Source organism: Billgrantia hypersalina, assembly GCF_052584175.1.
In genome coordinates, this window is the sequence record NZ_JBMIQI010000006.1 from 22,593 (window position 1) to 41,586 (window position 18,994).

Sequence of the window (18,994 nt, forward strand, 5' to 3'; positions counted from 1 at the left end):
CGGGCAAGGAGCGAGGCATGTCGTCATTTAGCCCTCTCGTCAGCTAACTTCCATTAGCTTTTGCCTGTTGCCTGGAGATGATGATATCGAGAATACTGTAAAAAAATACAGAACCACCAAGGGACTCACATGACACTGCCAACATTCGTACCGGCTCATCCCGAGCCGCCCTCGCTTGCGCTTCCCTACCCCCTTGCCCTGGGCCGCGCGGGACTGTCCGGCTTCCCCAGCCCGGCACAGGACTACGAAGGCCGCACGCTCGACCTCAACGAGCGCTTCGTGAAGCGCCCCTCCGCCACGTTCTTCCTGGCAGTGACAGGCGACAGCATGGAGCGGCTGGGAATCCACGAAGGCGACACTCTGGTAGTCGATCGCTCCATCGAGCCTAGGCCAGGCCACATCATCGTTGCCATGGTCGACGGCGAAATCACCATCAAGCGATATGAGCTGCGCGGTGAGGTGCCGTGCCTTTGCTCAGGCAACCCTCGCTATGCACCGGTCCCGCTGGTCGACATCGAATGCCAGGTCTGGGGCGTGGTCCGCTCCGTCATCCACGAGTATACGGTATGACCATGATCGGCCTGGTCGACTGCAACTCGTTCTACGTCTCCTGCGAGCGCGTGTTCCAACCACGGTTGCGCGGCCTTCCGGTGGGCGTGATGTCGAATAACGATGGCTGTGTCATCGCGCTCTCCAACGAGCTGAAGGCCCTCGGCATCACGATGGGCACCCCGGCGTTCGAGCTTGAGGATCTCGTGCGACAGGGACGGATTCACCTCCTTTCCAGCAACTACGAGCTCTACGGCGACATGAGCCAGCGCGTGCAATCTGTGCTCGAGGAGCTCGCTCCCGCTGTCGAGCCCTACTCCATCGACGAGATGTTCGTAAGATTCGAGGGTTTTACCCATGGGCAACTGCTCGAGCACGTTCGGCAGTTGCACCATAAGGTGCGTCAGTTCACCGGAATTCCCGTCTGCGTAGGCGCCGCACCCACCCGCACTCTCGCCAAGCTGGCGAATCGCGGGGCCAAGAAAATCCCGGCTTACCGGGGCGTTTGCGTGCTGCAGCCCGATAGCCTGGAGACGCAGGGACTGTTGCAAAAGACCGAATTGGGCGACGTCTGGGGTGTTGGCCGGCGGCTGGTCGAACGCCTGGCCGTGATGGGCATCAGGAGCGCCTGGGATCTTGCCCAGGCCAACCCGAAGGAGATCCGGCGTCGCTTCTCGGTGACTCTCGAACGCACCGCGCTTGAACTGCGCGGTATCCCCTGCATCGAGATGAACGACTTCGATGAAGCCAGAATACGCATCATGACCAGCCGCAGCTTCGGCAAACTGACCGACAATCTGAGCGAGATCCGCGAGGCCATGCGCCAGCACGGCCAGCGCGGCGCCGAGAAGCTGCGTCGTCAGAACGGCCTCGCCAAGGCGGTGCTGGTGTTCCTCAAGACGAACCCCTTTCGGCAGGACCTACCGCAGTACTCACCGAGCCTGGCGCTCGAACTGCCACGACCCACGGCCGACAGTCGGGAGATACTCAACGCCGCCGGCCATGCCCTGGAGCGGATCTACCGCAAGGGCTACCTCTATCAGAAGGGCGGGGTGATGCTGCTCGACTTGATCGACGCCGATCGGCAACAACTCTCGCTGCTCGATACTCCCCAGAGCGATACCGACCGACAGCGCAGCGCCAAGCTGATGGCAGTCATGGACCAACTGAACGCCAGGATGGGCCGAGGAACCGTGAAGCTCGGCACGCCCAGCCCAGGTGCTGCCTGGCATTTGCGCTGCGCGCATCGATCAGCGCGGTGGACCACGCGCTGGGACGAGCTGCCCGCCGCGCACCTGGGCTGATACGCTACCGCGGCCTGGGCGATTCTGCACTATCCTCGACAGCAAGTGGCTTAAAAGGAGCGTGACATGGACAAGGCCGTTATCGACATCATCCGTGAAAAGGAGCAGTTGCCCGACAACATGACAGACGAAGAAATCGCCAAGGAATACAAGGGGACCTATACCGCTGCGCGAGCCGCAATCAGCCTGGACCATAAACCGCTCGACCAGGTGCTCGCCGATGCCATGGGCCGAGTGTTCCCTTTCATGAAAAAGAAAAAGTAGCCACTGCCAGGCGGGGTTGGCCAGCCAGCCCCGCATCCGCATCATCGCGGGGCCGAGCTTGAAACAGGATCGGAAACGCCACGTTCAAAGGAGTGAGTTATGGCCTTTACCGCCACAGACCCCATCAAGATGATCTTTGCCCTCCTGTTACCGCCCGTCGGCGTGTTTCTGGAAGTCGGCCTGAAGGGCCATTTCTGGCTCAACATCCTGCTGACGTTCCTGGGTTTCATCCCGGGCATCATCCACGCCTTCTACGTCATCCTGAAACACTAGCCGCTCAAGGCAGAGCCCCCTGTCGCTTGCCAGGGGGGCTCTGCCTGGCGTCGCCCCGTTGGTGCTGCCCCCGCGGCGTGCCAATGCCAGCGGCACCTGCGCTGGGCGAGCAGCATTTTCTTGCGTACAATGGGCGGCCATCTCGACTCTTATCCCCTCCTGCCGGTACGCCCCTGTCTCGCGGCGTGCCGCCAAAGTTTCATTACCGTGATGGTGGCACGAGGGAGCATGAGGCAAATCGAACGGCAATGACGGCACGTCTCCGGAGACCATTGATGACTGACATGACGGGACATGACCCGCTGGCCCGGGCGCGTCGGTTCTCCGTGGCGCCGATGATGGACTGGACGACCCGCGACTATCGCGCCTTCGCCCGCACCCTGACCCGCCGTGCCCTGCTCTACACCGAGATGGTCACCACCGGCGCCATCCTGCACGGCAGCCCGCGCGAGCGCTTTCTCGGCTACGACGATGTCGAGCATCCGCTTGCGCTGCAGCTGGGCGGCAGCGACCCCGGCGAACTGGCGGAGTGCGCGGCGATTGCCGAGGGCTGGGGCTATGACGAGGTGAACCTCAACGTAGGCTGCCCCAGCGATCGGGTGCAGAACAACCTGATCGGTGCCTGCCTGATGGCCTATCCGGAAAAGGTCGCCGCAGCGGTACGCGCCATGCGTGAGGCGGTAAAGATCCCGGTGACGGTGAAGTGCCGCATCGGCATCGACGACCAGGACGAGGACGCCGATCTGGAGCGCTTCATTGCCACGGTGGCCGATGCCGGCTGCGAAATCTTCATCGTGCATGCGCGCAAGGCGTGGCTGCAGGGGCTCTCGCCCAAGGAGAACCGTGACATTCCGCCGCTCAACTACCCGCGCGTACACCGCCTCAAGGCCAACCGGCCGGCGCTACACATCGGCATCAATGGCGGCATCAAGACGCTGGACGAATGTCGTGACCAACTGGCGCACGTCGACAGCGTGATGGTCGGCCGCGAGGCCTACCAGAACCCCTGGCTGCTCGCCGGTGTGGACCAGGCGCTTTATGGCGAACCCGGGCCGGCCGTGAGCCGGCACGCGGCCGCCCGCGCCTTCCGCCCCTACATCGCCCGTCGGCTCGAGGAAGGCGCCAAGCTCAACCACGTCACCCGCCACCTGCTGGGCCTGTTCCAGGGCCAGCCGGGCGGCCGCCGCTTTCGTCGTCACCTGTCGGAGAACGGCCACCTCGACGGCGCCTGCCTGCGGGTATTCGACGATGCGCTGAGCCTGGTTCCGGAAAGAAGCACGGGCGAAGTCCAACCCAACCTTGCCGAGGCGTAATCAGTAGAGCGGGTCGGGCAGCGGCTCCAGGCTGGAGTGAAAGTGCTCGATGGCGCTCTCGGCCTCTTCGATGGCGTCGAAGCGGGCAATGTGGAATAGCGCCTCCCCTTCGTTGGCCAGCGGCAACCGGCTCATGCCGATCACGATGCCGTCGGCCATGGCCTTGATCGCCGCTTCGGCGTTGCCGAAGGGATCGGCCACCTTGCCCAGCACGTCGCCTCGCGTCACCCGCGCGCCGAGGCGCACCTTGGGGCGCAGGATGCCGTCGATAGGCGCCCGCGCCCAGCTCGAACCGTTGGCCAGCTCCGCCGCCGGTGGCGGCCTGCGCCGATGTTCGCCCGCCAGCATGCCCAGCCGGCGCATGACACGGAGTACGCCGCGCACCCCGGGGGCAATCGCCCACTCGTCGAAGCGCAGCGCTTCGCCGGCCTCGTAGGTCAGCACCGGGATTCCCCGCGTCTGCGCATAATGGCGCAGGCTGCCCTCGCGCAGCTCGGCGTTGAGGATCACCGGCGCGCCGAAGGCATTGGCCATGCGTTCGGTCTCGCTGCCGGGGCTGAGCTGGGCGCGGATCTGCGGCAAGTTGGTGCGGTGGATGGCACCGGTGTGCAAATCAATGATGTGCGTCGCCTGGTCGACGATCTGCTCGCGAAACAGTGCCGCCACCCGTGCCCCAAGCGACCCCGTTTCGCTGCCGGGAAAGCAGCGGTTGAGGTCGCGCCGGTCCGGCAGGTAGCGGCTGTGTTGCATGAAGCCAAAGACGTTGACGATGGGCACCGCGATCAGGGTGCCATTGAGGCCCTGGATCTGGCGCGAGCGCATCAGCCGGCGCACGATCTCCACACTATTGATCTCGTCGCCGTGAATGCCACCACACACCAGCATGACAGGCCCTTGCCGGCGTCCATGAACCACCTCGACGGGGATATGCAGCGGAGCGTGGGTGTAGAGTCGCGCCACCGGCACGTCGATCTGAAGACGACTGCCGGGCCTGATCGTGGCGCCATTGAGCTCGAAAGGTGCGCGGGGCATAACCTCTTACCGTACCAGAACAGTGTTCGACACGTTATACAGGGCCACTGCGTGGAATACGAGGGGCAAGCGGAGGTGGCATCATGCAGCGAAGCATGACATACATAACCGTATGTAAGCGTGCCGTCGCTGGGTTAGAATGACAGAAACATTGCAGTGCCGAGGAGAACCGCCCCACCATGGCCCGACGTACCAAGGCAGAAGCCGCCGCCACACGCGAAGCCCTGCTCGATGCCGCCGAGGCTGTCTTCCTCGAGCGTGGCGTGGCCCGCACCTCGCTGGAACAGATCGCGCGCGAGGCCGGCATGACACGCGGTGCCGTCTATTGGCACTTCAAGAACAAGGCCGACCTGTTCCGCGCCATGCTGCAACGGGTACGCATGCCGTTCGAGGAGCTGGTGGAGGAGATCGGCGATCCGGAACTCGCCAACAAGCCGCTCGAGGCCATACGCCAGGCCTGCCTGAGCGGCTTCGCACGCCTGGAACAGCCGCGCTATCGGCGTGTGCACGCCATCCTGATCCACCACTGCGAAACCTTCGCCGAGATCGATCCTCTGGCGATGCAGAACGAGATGGCCGAGGAAGCCTGCGGCGCCCTGCTCGGCTACTTCACCAGTGCCGCGCGTATGGGCCACCTACGCCAGGATCTCTCTCCCGAAATCGCCGCCAGGCTGCTTCAGGCCATGCTCGGCGGCCTGTTTCATGATTGGCTGCGCAATCATGAGCGGTTTTCGCTGCGCGAACGCGGCACTCAGCTCGTCGAGGCCCAGCTCGAGCTGTTGCGCGCCGAGTCATAACCCTCACAGAGGCGCCTCGACGCCTCCCTGGCCCGCACCGACGCCGCCGCGAGCCAGCCGCAGCCGCCGCAGGTGCTCACGCGCCTCGCAGTAACGGCTTTGGGCCACGCTGCGGTAGGCGCCCTCCTCCGCCACGTACTTCACCAGTACCCGGCGTTCTCCCGGGCGTGGCAGGTCACCGGGCTTGCCGTGCAGGCGAATCTCGCACTCGGTGTCGTCGATCGGCGCGGCCGTGGCCCAGCCCTGGGCATCGGGTGCGGAGCGTACCTGCACCACTTCCCCCAGCAGGCAGCGCCGTGCCTGCGCCAACCGATGGAAGCGTCGCTGCAGCGCATGGCACAGGCTTGCCGCCAGCGGCGAGGCGAGAACAAAGGCGGCCCATAGCACTGCCACGCCCACGGGGATACGAAACAGGCCCAGCGGCAGCCAGCGCAGCACAACCAGCTCGATTGCTAGGGTGATGGCCCCTGCCAGGCCCAGCAGCACGCTGAGGGCAAAGGAGATCGGTACGCCGGCGAAACCCAGCGCCACCATGGTGCTCGCCAAGTGGTCCCCTTTCAGGCTGTCGCGCGCGAACAGCTCCAGCGGCGCCAGGCGCAGCACTACCAATAGCCAGTAGAGCAACACCAGCGGGACCAGGGCGCTGAAGACGACGACGGGAAAACTCAGGGCAACGGCACGCACGACTTCCATGGCAGCCTCCTCGCTCTTGCACTCGACTCACCTTCAGCCTAGCCCAAGGCGTGCCACGCCGGGCATGTTCCAGATCATGAAATAAGGCGGGGCGCCATCCCGCAGGATGGCGCCCCGTCAGTCGCCTAGTGGAAGGACCGCCGCTCAGTGCTCGGCCGCGGTCTCGTGTCGACCGCGCAGCCGGTAGCGCAGCCAGTCGGAGATACGAGCGATCACGGCGTAGAAGCTCGGTACGAACAGGCTGCCGAGCACCGCCACCGAGGCCATGCCCACCGCCACGGTGGTGCCGATGTGATGGCTGCTGACGTCGCTGGCACCGCTGGCCAGCGCCAGCGGCAGCGTACCGAAGATGAACGCCAGCGAAGTCATCACGATCGGCCGGAAGCGCAGCTCCGCCGCCGTAATGGCCGCCTCGCGGATCGACTGGCCCTGTTCCTTGCGCTGCAGCTCGGCGAACTCGACGATCAGGATGGCGTTCTTGGCCGCCAGGCCCACTACCACCAGCATGCCGATCTCCACGTAGACGCTGGTATCGAGCCCGCGCAGCACGATGCCGCCGATGCCGCCGAGGAAGGCAAAGGGCGTCGCCGTGAGTACTGCCAGCGGCAGCGACCAGCTCTCGTACTGTGCCGCCAGGATCAGGAAGACCATCAGGATGCCGAAGACGATGGCCAGCGTCGCGGTATTGCCGAGCTGGCTCTCCTGGTAGGCCGTGCCGGTCCAGCCCATGCCCCAGCCACCGCCGAGGGTGTCCTCGACGATCTCCTCCATGGCGGCGATCGCCTGGCCGGAGCTGTAGCCCGGGGCGGGGCCACCCTGGAACTGTGCCCCCAGGTAGACACCGAAGCGCGACACCACCGCGGGCTTGGCCTGTCGCTCCAGCGTGACGAACTCCGACAGCGGAATGCGCTCGCCATCGCCGCCACGCACCGTGACGCTGCTGATGTCGTCCGGGGTCTTGCGGAACTCATCCTCGTTCTGCAAATAGACTTGGAAGTTGCGGTTCTGATAGCTGAAGAAGTTGACGAAGCCGTTGCCGAAGGTATTCGACAGGGTCGCGTTCAGATCCTCGAGCGCCACACCGTAGCTCAGTGCCTTCTGCTGGTCGATCTCGGCGCGATAGCCCGGCACGTTGACGTTGAAGGTGGTGAACACCCGCTGCAGGGCCGGATGCTGGTTGGCCGCCTGCATCACCTGTACCGAAGCCTCGAACAGCTCCTGCGGGGAAGCCCCCTCGAAGGACTGCAAGTAGCCTTCGAACCCCCCGGTGGTGGAGAGGCCCATGATCGGCGGCACATTGAATGCTATGGCCGAGCCGCCAGGAACCTCGCCCCCCAATTGCATGATGCGTCCCACCAACTCGGCGGCGCTCAGCTCGCGCTCGTCCCAGGGTTCCATATTGATGAACATGATGCCTCGCGCGGTGTTGACCGAGCTGGAGAGGATGTCGTAACCGGCCACGGCGGTGGAGTACCGCACCCCGGGGATCTCCTCGATACGCGAGCTGAGTTCATCCATGTAACGCTGGGTGCGTGCCAGGGAAGCGGAGTCGGGCAATTGAACGCTGGCCAGCACGATACCCTGGTCGGTCTCGGGTACCAGAGTGGTGGGCGTGATCTGGTAGAGCCACCAGGAAGCGCCGATGACGAGCCCCGTCAACAGCAGCGCCAGCCCCCAGAAACGCACCAGCACCTTGACCAGCCACAGGTAGGCGGCGGTGATGCCGGCAAACAGGCGATCGAACAGCCGCAGCGGCGTGTTGAGCGCTCGCATCAGCTTGGATTCTCCCACGCCCTTCGGCTTGTGCTTGATGAAGATGGCCGAGAGTGCCGGAGTGAAGGTCAGGGCCATGAGGGCGGAGAAGGCCACCGAGACGGCGACGGTGATGGCGAACTGCTGGTAGATCTGACCGGTGAAGCCCCCCAGGAAGGCCACCGGTACGAACACCGCCGCCATGATCAGCGAGGTCGCGATGACCGGGCCGCCTACCTCCCGCATGGCGCGGATGGTGGCCTGGGTCACCGTGATCTCGTCGTCCTCGCTGAGGACGCGTTCGACGTTCTCCACTACAAGGATGGCATCGTCGACCACGATGCCGATGGAGAGCACCAAGGCGAACAGTGTCAGCAGGTTGATCGAGAAGCCGAATATCAAGAAGCCGGCGAAGGTGGCCAGTACCGAGACCGGCACCACCGACATGGCGATCACCGTGAAGCGCCAGTTCTGCAAGAAAATGAACAGAATCACGCCGACGATCAGGAAGGCTTCGATGAACACGTGGGTGACGGTTTCAACCGAGGCGTCGATGAACAGCGTGGTGTCGTAGGGCACTACATATTCGAGCCCGGGCGGGAAGCGAGCCTCCAGCTGGGCCATGGTCTCGTGCACCGCCCGCGCCGTCTCCAGCGCATTGGCGCCGGGCTGCTGGTTGATGATGATCGGCGTCATCTGGGCGCCATTCAGGCGTGCTTGCACGCCGTAATAGGACGCCCCTAGTTCGATGCGCGCCACGTCGTCCAGGCGCAGGGCCGAGCCGTCGGGGTTGGTGAGCAAGAAAATGTTGCGGAAATCATCGACATTGTTGAGTCGCCCGCCGGCGGTGATGGTGTAGGTGAACGCACGAGGGTCGCGCTGCGGCGTGGCGGCCAGGTTGCCCGCCGGCACCTCGGTGTTCTGCGCGCGAATGGCGCTCGCCACCTCGGTGGGGGTCAGGTCGTACTGTGCCAGCTTGTCGGGGTCCATCCACACGCGCATGGCGAACTCACCGCCGCCCAGCACCGACGCCTCGCCGACGCCGGGTACCTGACGCAGTTCATCGAGGATGTTGAGGGTGGCGTAGTTCTGCATGAAGACGTTGTTGTAGTCGCCCTGCGGCGAGATCAGCGCCACCAGCATCAGGATCGAACTGGAGCGCAGCTCCACCGTCACGCCCTGGGACTGCACCGCTTCGGGCAGCTGCGACAACGCGCCCTGTACCCGGTTGTTGACGTTGATCGTGTTGATGTCGCCGTCGGTGCCGATATTGAACGCCACGTTCAGGCTCATGGAGCCATTGTCGCCACTGGTCGAGGTCATGTAGAGCATGTCTTCGACGCCGTTGATCGCCTCGGCCAAGGGCGCGGCCACGGTCTGCGCCACCGTTTCGGCATCGGCGCCGGGAAACTGCGCCTGAACCGATACCGTGGGCGGCACCACGCTGGGATACTGCTCGATGGGCAGCACCCGCATGCTGGCCACGCCCATCACGGTGAGGATGATCGCCAGCACCGTGGCGAAGATCGGGCGCTTGATGAAGAAGTTGGAGAAATTCATGCGTCGTCCTCACCGCCCTCGGCGGCCTCCTCCTCCGGCATGGCCTCGGCCCCTTCCTCCGGCATGGCTTGGGCGGCTTCTTCTTCCTGCATGGCCTCGGCGGCCTCCTGCTCGGCTTCGGCCTCGGCCCGCTCGACCTCCTCGACCAGCGCTTGGGCATCGCCTTCGAAGGGCTGGGGGTCGATGGGCATACCGGGCTCGATGCCGGCCGGGTCGCCCACCACCACCTGCTCGCCGGGCTCCAGGCCGCCGCGGATGATCTGCCACGGCCCCGCCACTTCGCCGAGCTCCACGGTACGCGCACGGGCCACGCCCTCATCGTCCAGGACGAACACCTGCGGCCCCATCAGGCCCTGGGTGATGGCGATCTCGGGCACTGCCAGTACGTCGAAGCGCCTGAGCCCCTCGAGCCGCACTCGTGCGAACTGCCCCGGCAGCACCTGGGCGTCGGGATTGGGAAAGGTGGCGCTGGCCTGAACCGTGCTGGTGCGCTCGTCCACGCGTGAACCCAGGAAGTCGAGCCGACCGGTCAGCGTCTGGCTATCGGCACCGCTTCCTCCCGGGACCTGCAGTACGGCATTAATCGACGCGTCGCCGCTGTTCGCCAGCTGCCGACGCAGTTCGAAGGCATCTCGCTGAGGCAGCTGGAAACGCACCTCCAGCGGATCCAGCGGCGTTATGGTGGCCAATGCCGTGCCGGGGCTCACCAGGTTGCCCACGTTGACCTGCGATAGCCCGATCACGCCCGACACCGGTGCGGTGACCTCGGCGTACTCGAGATCGATGCGGGCGCTCGCCAGCGCCGCCTCTGCCTGGGCCACTGCCGCCCGCGCCACGCTCAGCTCCGCACGGGCCTGGTCGACCTGCTGCTGGCTCACGGAGTTCTGGTTCAACAGCCGTTCGAAGCGCTCGGCGTCGCGCTGGGCGCGAGCCAGCTCGGCCTGGGCGCTCTGCAGGTTGGCCTCGTGCTGATTCACTGCCGCCTGATAGACGTCCGGTTCGATGGAGAAGAGCGGCTGGCCTCTCTCGACCTGTCCACCGGGCTCGAAGTGGCGCTCCTCGAGGATACCGGTGATGCGGGCCACCAGCGTGACCTCGTCATCACTACGCAGCAGCGAGGGGTAGGACTTTTCCAGCGCGATATCCTGGCGCTCGATGGCCACGACCTCGACGGGATGCGGTTGACGCTCCGGAGCGGCCTGCTGCTGCGCCTGCGGATTTTCCTCCTGGCCGCAAGCGGCCAGCAACAGACCGACGGCCAGGACCATCGAGGCTGTCCGGCCGAATCGAAATATTCTTTTCATGATGTGCGTCGTTCCCGTTGATACGTCAAAGGTCGGCGAATTTTACATTCATGCATGTATGGATGTAAATCGCATGAGCCGCTCAGTCGCTACGCGGTCGGCTGCGCAGGATACGCCCTTCGGGATGCTCTTCGATTCGCCCGCCACTGCCGGCACCCACCACGTCGTCGCGCCACATCTCGCCACGCTCCCTCGGGAGTACCGGCTCGGGTCGCGGCGGCACGTCCGGCTGGGCGGGTGGGCCCCAGGGAACGTAGGCATCCAGGAACGACTCGGGGAATGGAATAATGAAGGAGGGATCGTGTCGCCTGCGCTGCCGCCAATGCTCGCGATGCCAGGAGTAGGGCTGGAACACCGGCTGCCAGACAGGGGTTACCGACCTAGGGTGCGACGCTTCAGCCCAAGCCGGCACGCTCACGACAAGCCATAGTGCCGGCAACAGCGCGCCCCAACCGGCACGCCGAAGCGGCAAGAGGTCGACCATCGTCTTGTTCTCCAGTGTTTATCATGTTGGCAGCGGCAGATACCAGTATAGGTCGTCAGTCGACAGGATCCGCTAGCCGCTACTTCAGTAGCGATAGCTCAACGACAGCGCACCATGCACAGTGCTCCCCCGCTGCTCCTCGAATTTCCTGCTCCGCCACAGGGAGGCCAGGCTCACTTCCCATTGCTGCCATGTCAGTGCCAGCCCCAGCAAGGCGTCACCGACCAGCTCGCGGCGATCGACGGAATGGCTGTCGCGCACGGTGTTGCCATCCAACAGCAGGTTATGGGCCGTATAGCGGCCGTACAGGGCGGCAAAGAAATGCCAACCGCTTCCCGGCGAGGTCGAGACCTGTCGATAGGCCCCCTGGTCGATCCCCAGGGACGGCCAGCCCATGGCGCTATCCAATCCTTTGCCAAGACGCAGACCATAGCCTGCTCCGCCTGGACGAGCAGGTTGCCGAGGGAGGCCGTAAGCCCCGGTCCGTGCTGCATCTCGAACTGCCCCAGCGATTGACGATGCCACCAGTGACGGCGGTAGGAGGCGTTGAGGATGGGCTCGTTGCCCAGCTGATGCGACCAGCCTTGCGGGCGTTGGCTCTCGACGAACCGGTGCACCTCGCGCTGAACGCTGTCGGCCGCCGTGATCGGTCCCACCGCGCCGATGTCGAGCTGCAGGGCTTCTTCACGCTGCCAGGCCCCAGGCAGTGACTCACGATCGTAGAGCGTGAGTCCGCCAAGTACCAACCCCGCATAGGGGCGATCGTCCTCGATGAGATCTTGTCGCGCTACCTCCACCGGCGTGTACATGCGATAGCTGAAGTGGTAGCCAAGCGCATCGACCTGCGGCAACCAACCGTCCGGCAGGCTCCCGGCGATTCGCTGGCTCCAGTGGTCCGCCGGCGTCGTTCGGGTCCAGATGAGCTCCATGCCCGCCGTATAGTTGTCGTCGTCGCTGCTGAGCATGCCGTCATTGTCCATTTGCAGCGTGACGACGCCCGTGCTGGCCAGCACCGGTGCGGTCAACAGACAGCCAACGGCGCAGACGCCAACGAGACTGCCAATGCTTCGATACATGGGCTTGGCCTTCCTTGAGCAGGCTAACGAAACATACCGGAGTGTATGCACGCTACGGCACAGCGGGCAAGACCTTCAAACGAACTTTTGAATGACCTGCGTCCAAGTCAAACTCGCTCGACCCTGGCGAGCGCCCGCTCGACCGCGCCACGATAGCCGCCGCCGAACAGCAGCAGGTGATTCAGTAGCGGGTAGAGCTGAAACAGCGCCTCGCGCCGCGGCCAGTCGGTCGGCACGCCACCATCCCAGTAGGCGTCGAAAAAGGCGTCGCCGGGTGAGCCGAACAGCGTCAGCATGGCCAGATCCACCTCGGGAAAGTGGCGATACACCGCCGGGTCGATGATCGCCGGCCCCCGCGAGGTGTAAAGGACGTTGCCCGACCACAGGTCACCGTGCAGCAGGCACGCTGGCGCGTCGGGCAGCCAGGTCTCGAGCGCTTCCGCCACGGCCTCGATACGGTGGCGCAAGGCAGCATCGAGCAATCCTCGCTTATGACAGGCCCGGGCCAGCGGCAGCAGCCGACGTTCCCGCTGGAAGACGCGCCCGTCAGACAGTGGCGCATTGGGTTGTGGCGTGCTGCCGCAGGCATTGTCCCGCGGCCAGCCATGCTCGTCCGATGCATGCGCGTGCAATTCGCGAAGCCCCTCGCCCAGCGCCGCGGCAGCGCGCGGCGTACGCGAGCCCGCTTCGAGCGCCTCCATCACCAGCCAGCCGTCACCCAGGGCCAGTACCTCGGGGACAATCAAAGCGCTTGCCGCCTCGCGCAAGGCCTCGAGGCCATCCGCTTCGCCGACAAGACGCTCGGCGGCGTCGCGCTTGACCACGACCGGCCCCTGGGACGTCTCCAGCCGGTAGACAGCGGCGATATCGCCGCCCCCGAGAGCTGACAGCGTGCCCCGTGGCGAGAGCCCACCTTCCTCCAGCAGTGCTGTGAGGGTCCGATCCATGCTTATCTCCTCGAATCCCGTCTTTCCAACCAGGCAATACATGCGTCAGCATAAACAACGAGCGGAGTTTTTCACCCACGCGAGCCCATCGCTCCATGGCGGCAACATCTGCATGCAAGGAGAGACCCATGTACAAGCTAGCCTTCTTCGTTCCGCTGGAGGATGCCGAGGCGGTCAAGAAAGCCGTATTCGCCAGCGGTGCCGGACGCATCGGCGACTACGAGGCCTGCTGCTTCGAGACCCGCGGTACCGGCCAGTTTCGCCCCTTGGCTGGTGCCGATCCGCATATCGGTCAGGTCGGCGAGCTGGAAAAGGTCGAGGAGGTTAAGGTGGAGCTGGTCTGCGAGGACTCGCTCATACGCGAGGCCATCATCGCCCTGCGCGCCTCCCACCCTTACGAGGAGCCGGCCTTCGACGTGTGGAAACTGGAGACGTTCTAGCTCGCCACGCCTCGTCCCGGCTCGCCAGGGCTACCGATTCGGCACGCGGTGGTGTGCACTCAGCGCATTGCGATAACGAGCGTAGACCGTTTCGTAGGCCTGGACACTGGCTGGAACGGGCTCGGCCAGCGATTTGTTGTCGAGATGGACCAGGCGCTCGCAGAGCGCAGAGAGAGAAAGCTCCGTGCGCTCGCACCAGGCAGCCTGCAGCGCTGCCCCGAGGGCCGCGGCATCGGTCACTTGCGGACAGATCACCTGGGTCGCCGTCACGTCGGCCACCATCTGGCGCCATAGCGGGCTCCTGGCGCCGCCGCCGATGAGGCGGACCTGGCTCGCTCCGGCGGCCAGCGGCCCGAGCAGTTCAAGCCCATAGCGCAGGCCGAAGGTCGCGCTCTCCACCACCGCCCGGCACAGGTTGGCCTGGGTCAGGTTGCGGCTGTCGAGCCCCAGGAAACTGGCCGTGGCGTGCGGCAACGCCGGCACCCGCTCGCCGTTGAAGAACGGCAGGACCGTCACGCCCTCGGCACCGATCGGTGCCGCGGCCAGGCGCTCGCCGAAGGCATCCAGGTCGAGGGCGAACAGTTCGCGTACCAAGTTGCTGGCCGACGTCACGTTCATGGTGCAAACCAACGGCAGCCAGCCGCCGTGACTGGCGCAGAAGTTGGCGACCATGTCGCTCCCGGCGCGCACCGGCTCGGGCGAATAGGCGCACACCGTGCCCGAGGTACCGAGACTCAGCGTGACGATACCGGGTTCGATATTGCCGGTACCGATGGCGCCGAGCATGTTGTCGCCGCCTCCGCTCGAAACCAGGACACCCTCGCCCAGCCCCAGCTCGCTGGCCACTTGCGGGCGCAGCGTACCGGCGGGCTCGCGTGAGTCGATCAGGCGTGGCAGCACGCGCTCAGGGTCCAGCTCCGGCGCAACCTCGGCGAAAACGTCGCGCCGCCACTGCCGCGTACGGGTATCGAAATACCCGGTGCCCGAGGCATCGCCCGCCTCCGCCACCTTTTCGCCGGTAAGCCAGTAATTGAGGTAGTCATGAGGCAGCAGAATTGCGTCGATACGCCGATAGGCAGTGGGGTTGGTATCGCGCAGCCAGGCAATCTTGGAGGCGGTATAGCCGGTCTGCAGCACCAGCCCGAGCTTGTCGAGGCAGCCCGCCGCCCCGCCCAGGCGCTCGACGAGTGCCGCATTGTGTGCTGCCGTCTCGGTATCGCACCACAGCTTGGCCGGGTGCACCGGTCGGCCCTCGGCGTCCAGCGCCACCATGCCGTGCTGCTGGCCGGAAACGCCGATGGCACGGATGGCACGGCGTTCGATACCGGCCCGGCTCACGGCCTCCTCGAAGGCGCCGCGAAAGGCGTCGAGCCACTCCTCTGGCTGCTGCTCACGGCGTCCGTTCTCCCCTTCCACCAGGCGATGCGGGCGATTCGCCTCGCCGAGGATCGCCTCACTCTCGATGTCGACCACCACCACCTTGGTACTCTGGGTTCCACAGTCCACCCCGATGTACATCACTTTGCTCCTTGCCCTTGCTGCGCGGTCAGGGCTTCAAGGGTAGCGCGGGCGCCGCGTTCGTGCAGGCTCTGGAGCGCCGCCAGGTAAGCGGCGCGAAAGCGCTCACGCTCGGCCAGGTCGCCGAACAGCTCACGGTTGTCGATGAAGGCGGTGGGCTGGCTGCGATTCTTGGCGGCCAGGGTCATCAGTTCCTCCTTGAGGCGGTCGACCACCGCAATCGGATCACCCTGCTCATCGACGCCCTCGGCGTAGCGCGCCCAGCTCGCCACCACCGCGGCGCTGCGGCGGATCTCGCCGCCCGCCTCGAGCTGCTCGCGAATCACCGGCACCAGCCACTTGGGAATGCGATCGGAGCTTTCGGCGCACAGCCGCGCCAGGGTGTCCTTGATCTCGGGATTGGCGAAACGCTCGATCAGCGTCTGCCGGTACTGCTCGAGATCCACCCCCGGCACCGGCGCCAGCGTCGGGCTGCCCTCGAGGCGCATGTAGCCGAGCAGGAAGTCGACGAAAATCGGATCGCGGCACACCTCGTGTGCATAGCGATAGCCTGCCAAGTAGCCGAAATAACACAGCGCCTGGTGACTGGCATTGAGCAGGCGCAGCTTCATCAGCTCATAGGGCACCACGTCCTCGACCAGCTGCACGCCGACCTGCTCGAGGGCCGGTCTGCCGCCGACGAAATGATCCTCCAGCACCCATTGCGTAAAGGGCTCGCACACCACCGGCCAGGCATCCTCGACGCCAAACTCCCCGGCCAGTTCGGCGATGTCGTTTGCCTGGGTGACCGGCGTGATGCGATCGACCATGGCATTGGGGAAGGCCACCTCTGCCTCCAGCCACGCCGCCAGCGCCGGGTCGCGCGCCCGCGCGAAGGCGGCGAACATCCGCTGTGCCACCTCGCCGTTGCCCTGTATATTGTCGCAGGACATGATCGTGAACGGCGCCAGGCCGCGCTCACGCCGGCGGACCAGAGCCTCGACCACCAGGCCGAAGGTGGTGCGCGGCACTGCGGGGTTGGCCAAGTCGTGCTGAACGTCACGGTTGTCGAAGTCGAATTCGCCATTGACGGGATGGAAGTTGTAGCCCCCCTCGGTCACGGTCAGCGAGACGATGCGAATGGCGGGATCGGCCATGCGCTCGATGACGGCTTCCGGGTCGTCGGGAGCAAAGAGGTAAACCACCATGCTGCCGATCACCCGCGGCTCGCGTTCGCCGCCGGGATGTTTCACCACCAGGGTGTAGAGATGGTCCTGGGCCGCGAGCGCCTCCTGCATGCGTCGGTCGCCGGTCATCACGCCGACGCCGACGATGCCCCAGTCGAGCGCCTGTCCACGGTTCATCAGCGCGTCGAGGTACATGGCCTGGTGGGCGCGATGAAAGCCACCGACGCCGATGTGCACGATGCCCGGCGTCAGCGCTTGGCGGTCGTAGCGCGGGACGGCGATGCGCGGATCGAGTCGTTGGAGCGTGGCGTTGCTGAGAGCGGGCATGAAAAGACTCCTTGCCGCGAGCGGCAATGAACGGAAAAGTTGAAGGGCAACGGCAGCGTGACGCGACCTAACGCCAGTAGAGGTCCGGCGCGACGGATTCGCGCTTGATCAGTCGGGCATTGAGCATGTCCTTGTTTCGCGCCTTGTCGACGGCGCCCTGCTGGTCTTGTCCCATTCCCAACCAGCGCTGGATCAGGCGCGCTTCGAGCACCTCGTCGGCGACCTCGAGGAACAGGGTCATGTCGAACAGCGATTGCAGGTCACGCCAGGGGTCGCAATCGAGCAGCAGGTAGTTGCCCTCGACGATGACGATGCGATGCTCGAGGGTGATCAGACGTCCCCCGGCCCGAGCCAGGTCCAGCGGACGGTCGAACACCGGCACCGCCACGCTCCTGTCGGCGCGGCGAATGCGCTCCAGGTCGTGCCTGAGGCCGTCGGGGTCGAAGGTCTCCGGCGCCCCCTTGATCGGCAGCTGCCCCAGCGGCTCGAGGATGGCGTTGTCGAGGTGATAGCCATCCATCGGCACCACCGCGGCGATACCCGCCTGCCGCTCGTTGAGTTCGCGGCACAGCCACTCGGAGAGGAACGACTTGCCCGCCCCCGGCGGCCCGGCCAGGGCGACGATGAAGCGCTTGCGGTTCTCGGCGGCCTCCAGCAAACGCACCGCCATGTCATGGATATTGGGGTTCATTTTTTCAGCTCATCCAGTTGCCGCCGTCTACATTCAATGTCTGAGCGACCACGTACTCGCTATCGTCCGAGGCAAGAAATACCGCCGCGCCACCATAGTCGTCCGGCCGGCCCATGCGCCCGTAGGGCACCGCCTCGCCGACCAGGCGCTTCTTCTCGCCCAGCGGGCGGTTCTCGTAGCGGGCGAACAGCGCATCGACCTCGTCCCACATCGGTGTGTCGACCACCCCCGGGGCGATGCCGTTGACGCGAATGCCGTAGCGAATCAGGTCGAGTGCGCAGGATTGGGTCAGGCTGATCACCGCCGCCTTGGTGGCGCAGTAGGTGCTCACCAGCGCTTCGCCGCGGCGCCCAGCCTGGGAAGCCATGTTGATGATCGCCCCGCCCTCGCCGCGGGCCACCATGTGCCGTGCCACCGCCTGCAAGGTAAAGAAGAGCCCCTTGGTATTGACGGCGAACTGGCGGTCGAAACTGCCCTCGCTGACCTCGAGTACCGGGGCCATGTCAAAGACCGCGGCGTTATTGACCAGGATATCGATAGCGCCAAGATGCTCCGTCACCGCCTGGATCATCGCCGCGATCGAGTCGCGGTCGCAGACGTCGAGGCGCACGCCCAGGACACGCTCGGCGCCGAGAGGACGCAGGCCGGCCGCGGCCTCCTCTACTGCCGCCACGTCGATATCGGCCACGGCAACCCGTGCGCCTTCGGCGAGATAGCGCTCGGCGATGGCCAGGCCGATGCCGCGCGCGCCGCCGGTGATTACCGCCACCTTGTCCTGCAGTTTCATCTCGGGTTTTCCTCGTTGGTTTCGCTGGTAGCCACCTTCGCCCCGGTGCGTCGTTGCTCACGCCACTGCTGGATCAACGCCTCCAGATCGTGCATGGCCGGCAGGACCCGCCATGCCCCGGCCTGGAGCAAGCGCTCGGCGTGCCCCGCCTCGATATGACTGGCGCCGGTGAAGCCAATCACCGTCATGCCAGCGGCATGCGCCGCGGTGACGCCGGAGACGCTATCCTCGACCACCAGGCAGTCACCCGGGTCACACCCCATGCGGTGCGCTGCCAGCCGGTAGAGGTCGGGGGCCGGCTTGGGCCGCTCGACCTCATCGGCCGTAAACAACGGCACCTCACCCAGCCGGGTGTCGAGCCCGGTGACGGCCAGCGACGCCAGCACCCGCCGGCGACGGCTGTTGGAGACGATGGCCAGCGGCAGATCGATCCGGGCCAGCGTCTCCGCCACCCCCTCGACGGCACGCAGCTCCTCGGCCAGGCGCGCCTCGATGGCGCCATCGATGCGCTCCAGCGCATCGGTCGGCAGCCGGTGCGTGCTCTGCCGTTCCAGGCGTTCGAGGATCGCCGCTGTGGTCATGCCCAGTGCCTGGCGCAGGGCGACATCTTCGGGAATGTCCGGCAGCAGTTGGCCGAGCTGCTGTACCAGCGTGGCCTCGGCGACGATCTCGCTGTCCACCAGCACGCCGTCGCAATCGAAGATCAGTGTTTCCATG

The 18,994-nt window shown here is 65.4% G+C and carries 18 protein-coding genes and 1 pseudogene; 7 read left to right on the top strand and 12 right to left on the bottom strand.

All coding sequences use genetic code 11. The features are described from left to right. Positions 1–129 precede the first annotated feature (129 nt). The 5 genes from ACOJCM_RS03555 (at position 130) to dusA (ending at position 3,703) form a co-directional block, all read left to right on the top strand. Complete coding sequence (locus ACOJCM_RS03555) at positions 130–570, top strand: LexA family protein (RefSeq protein WP_445210689.1); 441 nt, start codon at positions 130–132, stop codon at positions 568–570. After that, positions 567–1,853 (top strand): Y-family DNA polymerase, encoded by a 1,287-nt coding sequence (locus ACOJCM_RS03560; protein WP_445210690.1) that lies wholly within the window; start codon positions 567–569, stop codon positions 1,851–1,853. The genes ACOJCM_RS03555 and ACOJCM_RS03560 overlap by 4 nt, the downstream gene beginning before the upstream one ends. A 66-nt stretch (positions 1,854–1,919) precedes the next feature. Next, a complete protein-coding gene (locus ACOJCM_RS03565) occupies positions 1,920–2,117 on the top strand; it encodes a hypothetical protein (RefSeq protein ID WP_445210691.1) in 198 nt (65 codons plus the stop codon). A 99-nt stretch (positions 2,118–2,216) separates the two neighbouring features. Beyond that, the gene (locus tag ACOJCM_RS03570) at positions 2,217–2,390 is read left to right on the top strand and encodes a YqaE/Pmp3 family membrane protein (RefSeq protein ID WP_197568384.1); all 174 of its coding nucleotides are present in this window, start codon (positions 2,217–2,219) and stop codon (positions 2,388–2,390) included. Between the two features lie 275 nt (positions 2,391–2,665). Continuing rightward, a complete protein-coding gene (gene dusA, locus ACOJCM_RS03575) occupies positions 2,666–3,703 on the top strand; it encodes a tRNA dihydrouridine(20/20a) synthase DusA (protein WP_445210692.1) in 1,038 nt (345 codons plus the stop codon). Here dusA and ACOJCM_RS03580 read toward each other — a convergent pair whose 3' ends face one another. Next, positions 3,704–4,735, bottom strand: coding sequence for a succinylglutamate desuccinylase/aspartoacylase family protein (locus tag ACOJCM_RS03580; RefSeq protein ID WP_445210693.1), 1,032 nt, complete (start codon positions 4,733–4,735; stop codon positions 3,704–3,706). It lies immediately after the preceding gene. Between the two features lie 179 nt (positions 4,736–4,914). On the opposite strand from ACOJCM_RS03580, the gene ACOJCM_RS03585 reads away from it, so the two are divergent. After that, positions 4,915–5,532: a TetR family transcriptional regulator gene (locus ACOJCM_RS03585; protein WP_445210694.1), complete on the top strand. Its 618-nt coding sequence runs from the start codon at positions 4,915–4,917 to the stop codon at positions 5,530–5,532. Between the two features lie 3 nt (positions 5,533–5,535). Here ACOJCM_RS03585 and ACOJCM_RS03590 read toward each other — a convergent pair whose 3' ends face one another. The 6 genes and pseudogenes from ACOJCM_RS03590 to ACOJCM_RS03615 form a co-directional block, all read right to left on the bottom strand. Then, positions 5,536–6,225 (bottom strand): hypothetical protein, encoded by a 690-nt coding sequence (locus ACOJCM_RS03590; RefSeq protein WP_445210695.1) that lies wholly within the window; start codon positions 6,223–6,225, stop codon positions 5,536–5,538. A gap of 144 nt (positions 6,226–6,369) precedes the next feature. Beyond that, on the bottom strand, positions 6,370–9,537 hold the full coding sequence (locus tag ACOJCM_RS03595) for an efflux RND transporter permease subunit (RefSeq protein WP_445210696.1): 3,168 nt from the start codon (positions 9,535–9,537) through the stop codon (positions 6,370–6,372). After that, on the bottom strand, positions 9,534–10,841 hold the full coding sequence (locus ACOJCM_RS03600) for an efflux RND transporter periplasmic adaptor subunit (RefSeq protein ID WP_445210697.1): 1,308 nt from the start codon (positions 10,839–10,841) through the stop codon (positions 9,534–9,536). The genes ACOJCM_RS03595 and ACOJCM_RS03600 overlap by 4 nt, the downstream gene beginning before the upstream one ends. An 82-nt stretch (positions 10,842–10,923) precedes the next feature. After that, on the bottom strand, positions 10,924–11,325 hold the full coding sequence (locus ACOJCM_RS03605) for a hypothetical protein (protein ID WP_445210698.1): 402 nt from the start codon (positions 11,323–11,325) through the stop codon (positions 10,924–10,926). Positions 11,326–11,409: 84 nt separating this feature from the next. Beyond that, positions 11,410–12,401, bottom strand: a pseudogene (locus ACOJCM_RS03610) (lipid A deacylase LpxR family protein). Positions 12,402–12,508: 107 nt separating this feature from the next. Further along, a complete protein-coding gene (locus ACOJCM_RS03615; protein WP_445210699.1) occupies positions 12,509–13,348 on the bottom strand; it encodes a fructosamine kinase family protein in 840 nt (279 codons plus the stop codon). A 128-nt stretch (positions 13,349–13,476) separates the two neighbouring features. On the opposite strand from ACOJCM_RS03615, the gene ACOJCM_RS03620 reads away from it, so the two are divergent. After that, entirely contained in the window at positions 13,477–13,788 is a 312-nt protein-coding gene (locus ACOJCM_RS03620) for an NGG1p interacting factor NIF3 (protein ID WP_445210700.1), read from the top strand. 30 nt (positions 13,789–13,818) lie between these two features. On the opposite strand, the gene xylB is transcribed toward ACOJCM_RS03620, so the two are convergent. The 5 genes from xylB to ACOJCM_RS03645 form a co-directional block, all read right to left on the bottom strand. Next, positions 13,819–15,306 carry a xylulokinase gene (xylB, locus tag ACOJCM_RS03625; protein WP_445210701.1) on the bottom strand — a complete coding sequence of 496 codons (1,488 nt, stop codon included), beginning with the start codon at positions 15,304–15,306 and terminating at the stop codon, positions 13,819–13,821. Continuing rightward, positions 15,306–16,799: a mannitol dehydrogenase family protein gene (locus tag ACOJCM_RS03630; protein WP_445210702.1), complete on the bottom strand. Its 1,494-nt coding sequence runs from the start codon at positions 16,797–16,799 to the stop codon at positions 15,306–15,308. The genes xylB and ACOJCM_RS03630 overlap by 1 nt, the downstream gene beginning before the upstream one ends. Positions 16,800–16,866: 67 nt before the next feature. Continuing rightward, positions 16,867–17,490 carry a nucleoside triphosphate hydrolase gene (locus ACOJCM_RS03635; RefSeq protein WP_445210703.1) on the bottom strand — a complete coding sequence of 208 codons (624 nt, stop codon included), beginning with the start codon at positions 17,488–17,490 and terminating at the stop codon, positions 16,867–16,869. A 4-nt stretch (positions 17,491–17,494) separates the two neighbouring features. Further along, complete coding sequence (locus ACOJCM_RS03640; protein WP_445210704.1) at positions 17,495–18,277, bottom strand: L-iditol 2-dehydrogenase; 783 nt, start codon at positions 18,275–18,277, stop codon at positions 17,495–17,497. Further along, positions 18,274–18,993: an HAD family hydrolase gene (locus tag ACOJCM_RS03645; protein WP_445210705.1), complete on the bottom strand. Its 720-nt coding sequence runs from the start codon at positions 18,991–18,993 to the stop codon at positions 18,274–18,276. The genes ACOJCM_RS03640 and ACOJCM_RS03645 overlap by 4 nt, the downstream gene beginning before the upstream one ends. Position 18,994: the final 1 nt, after the last annotated feature.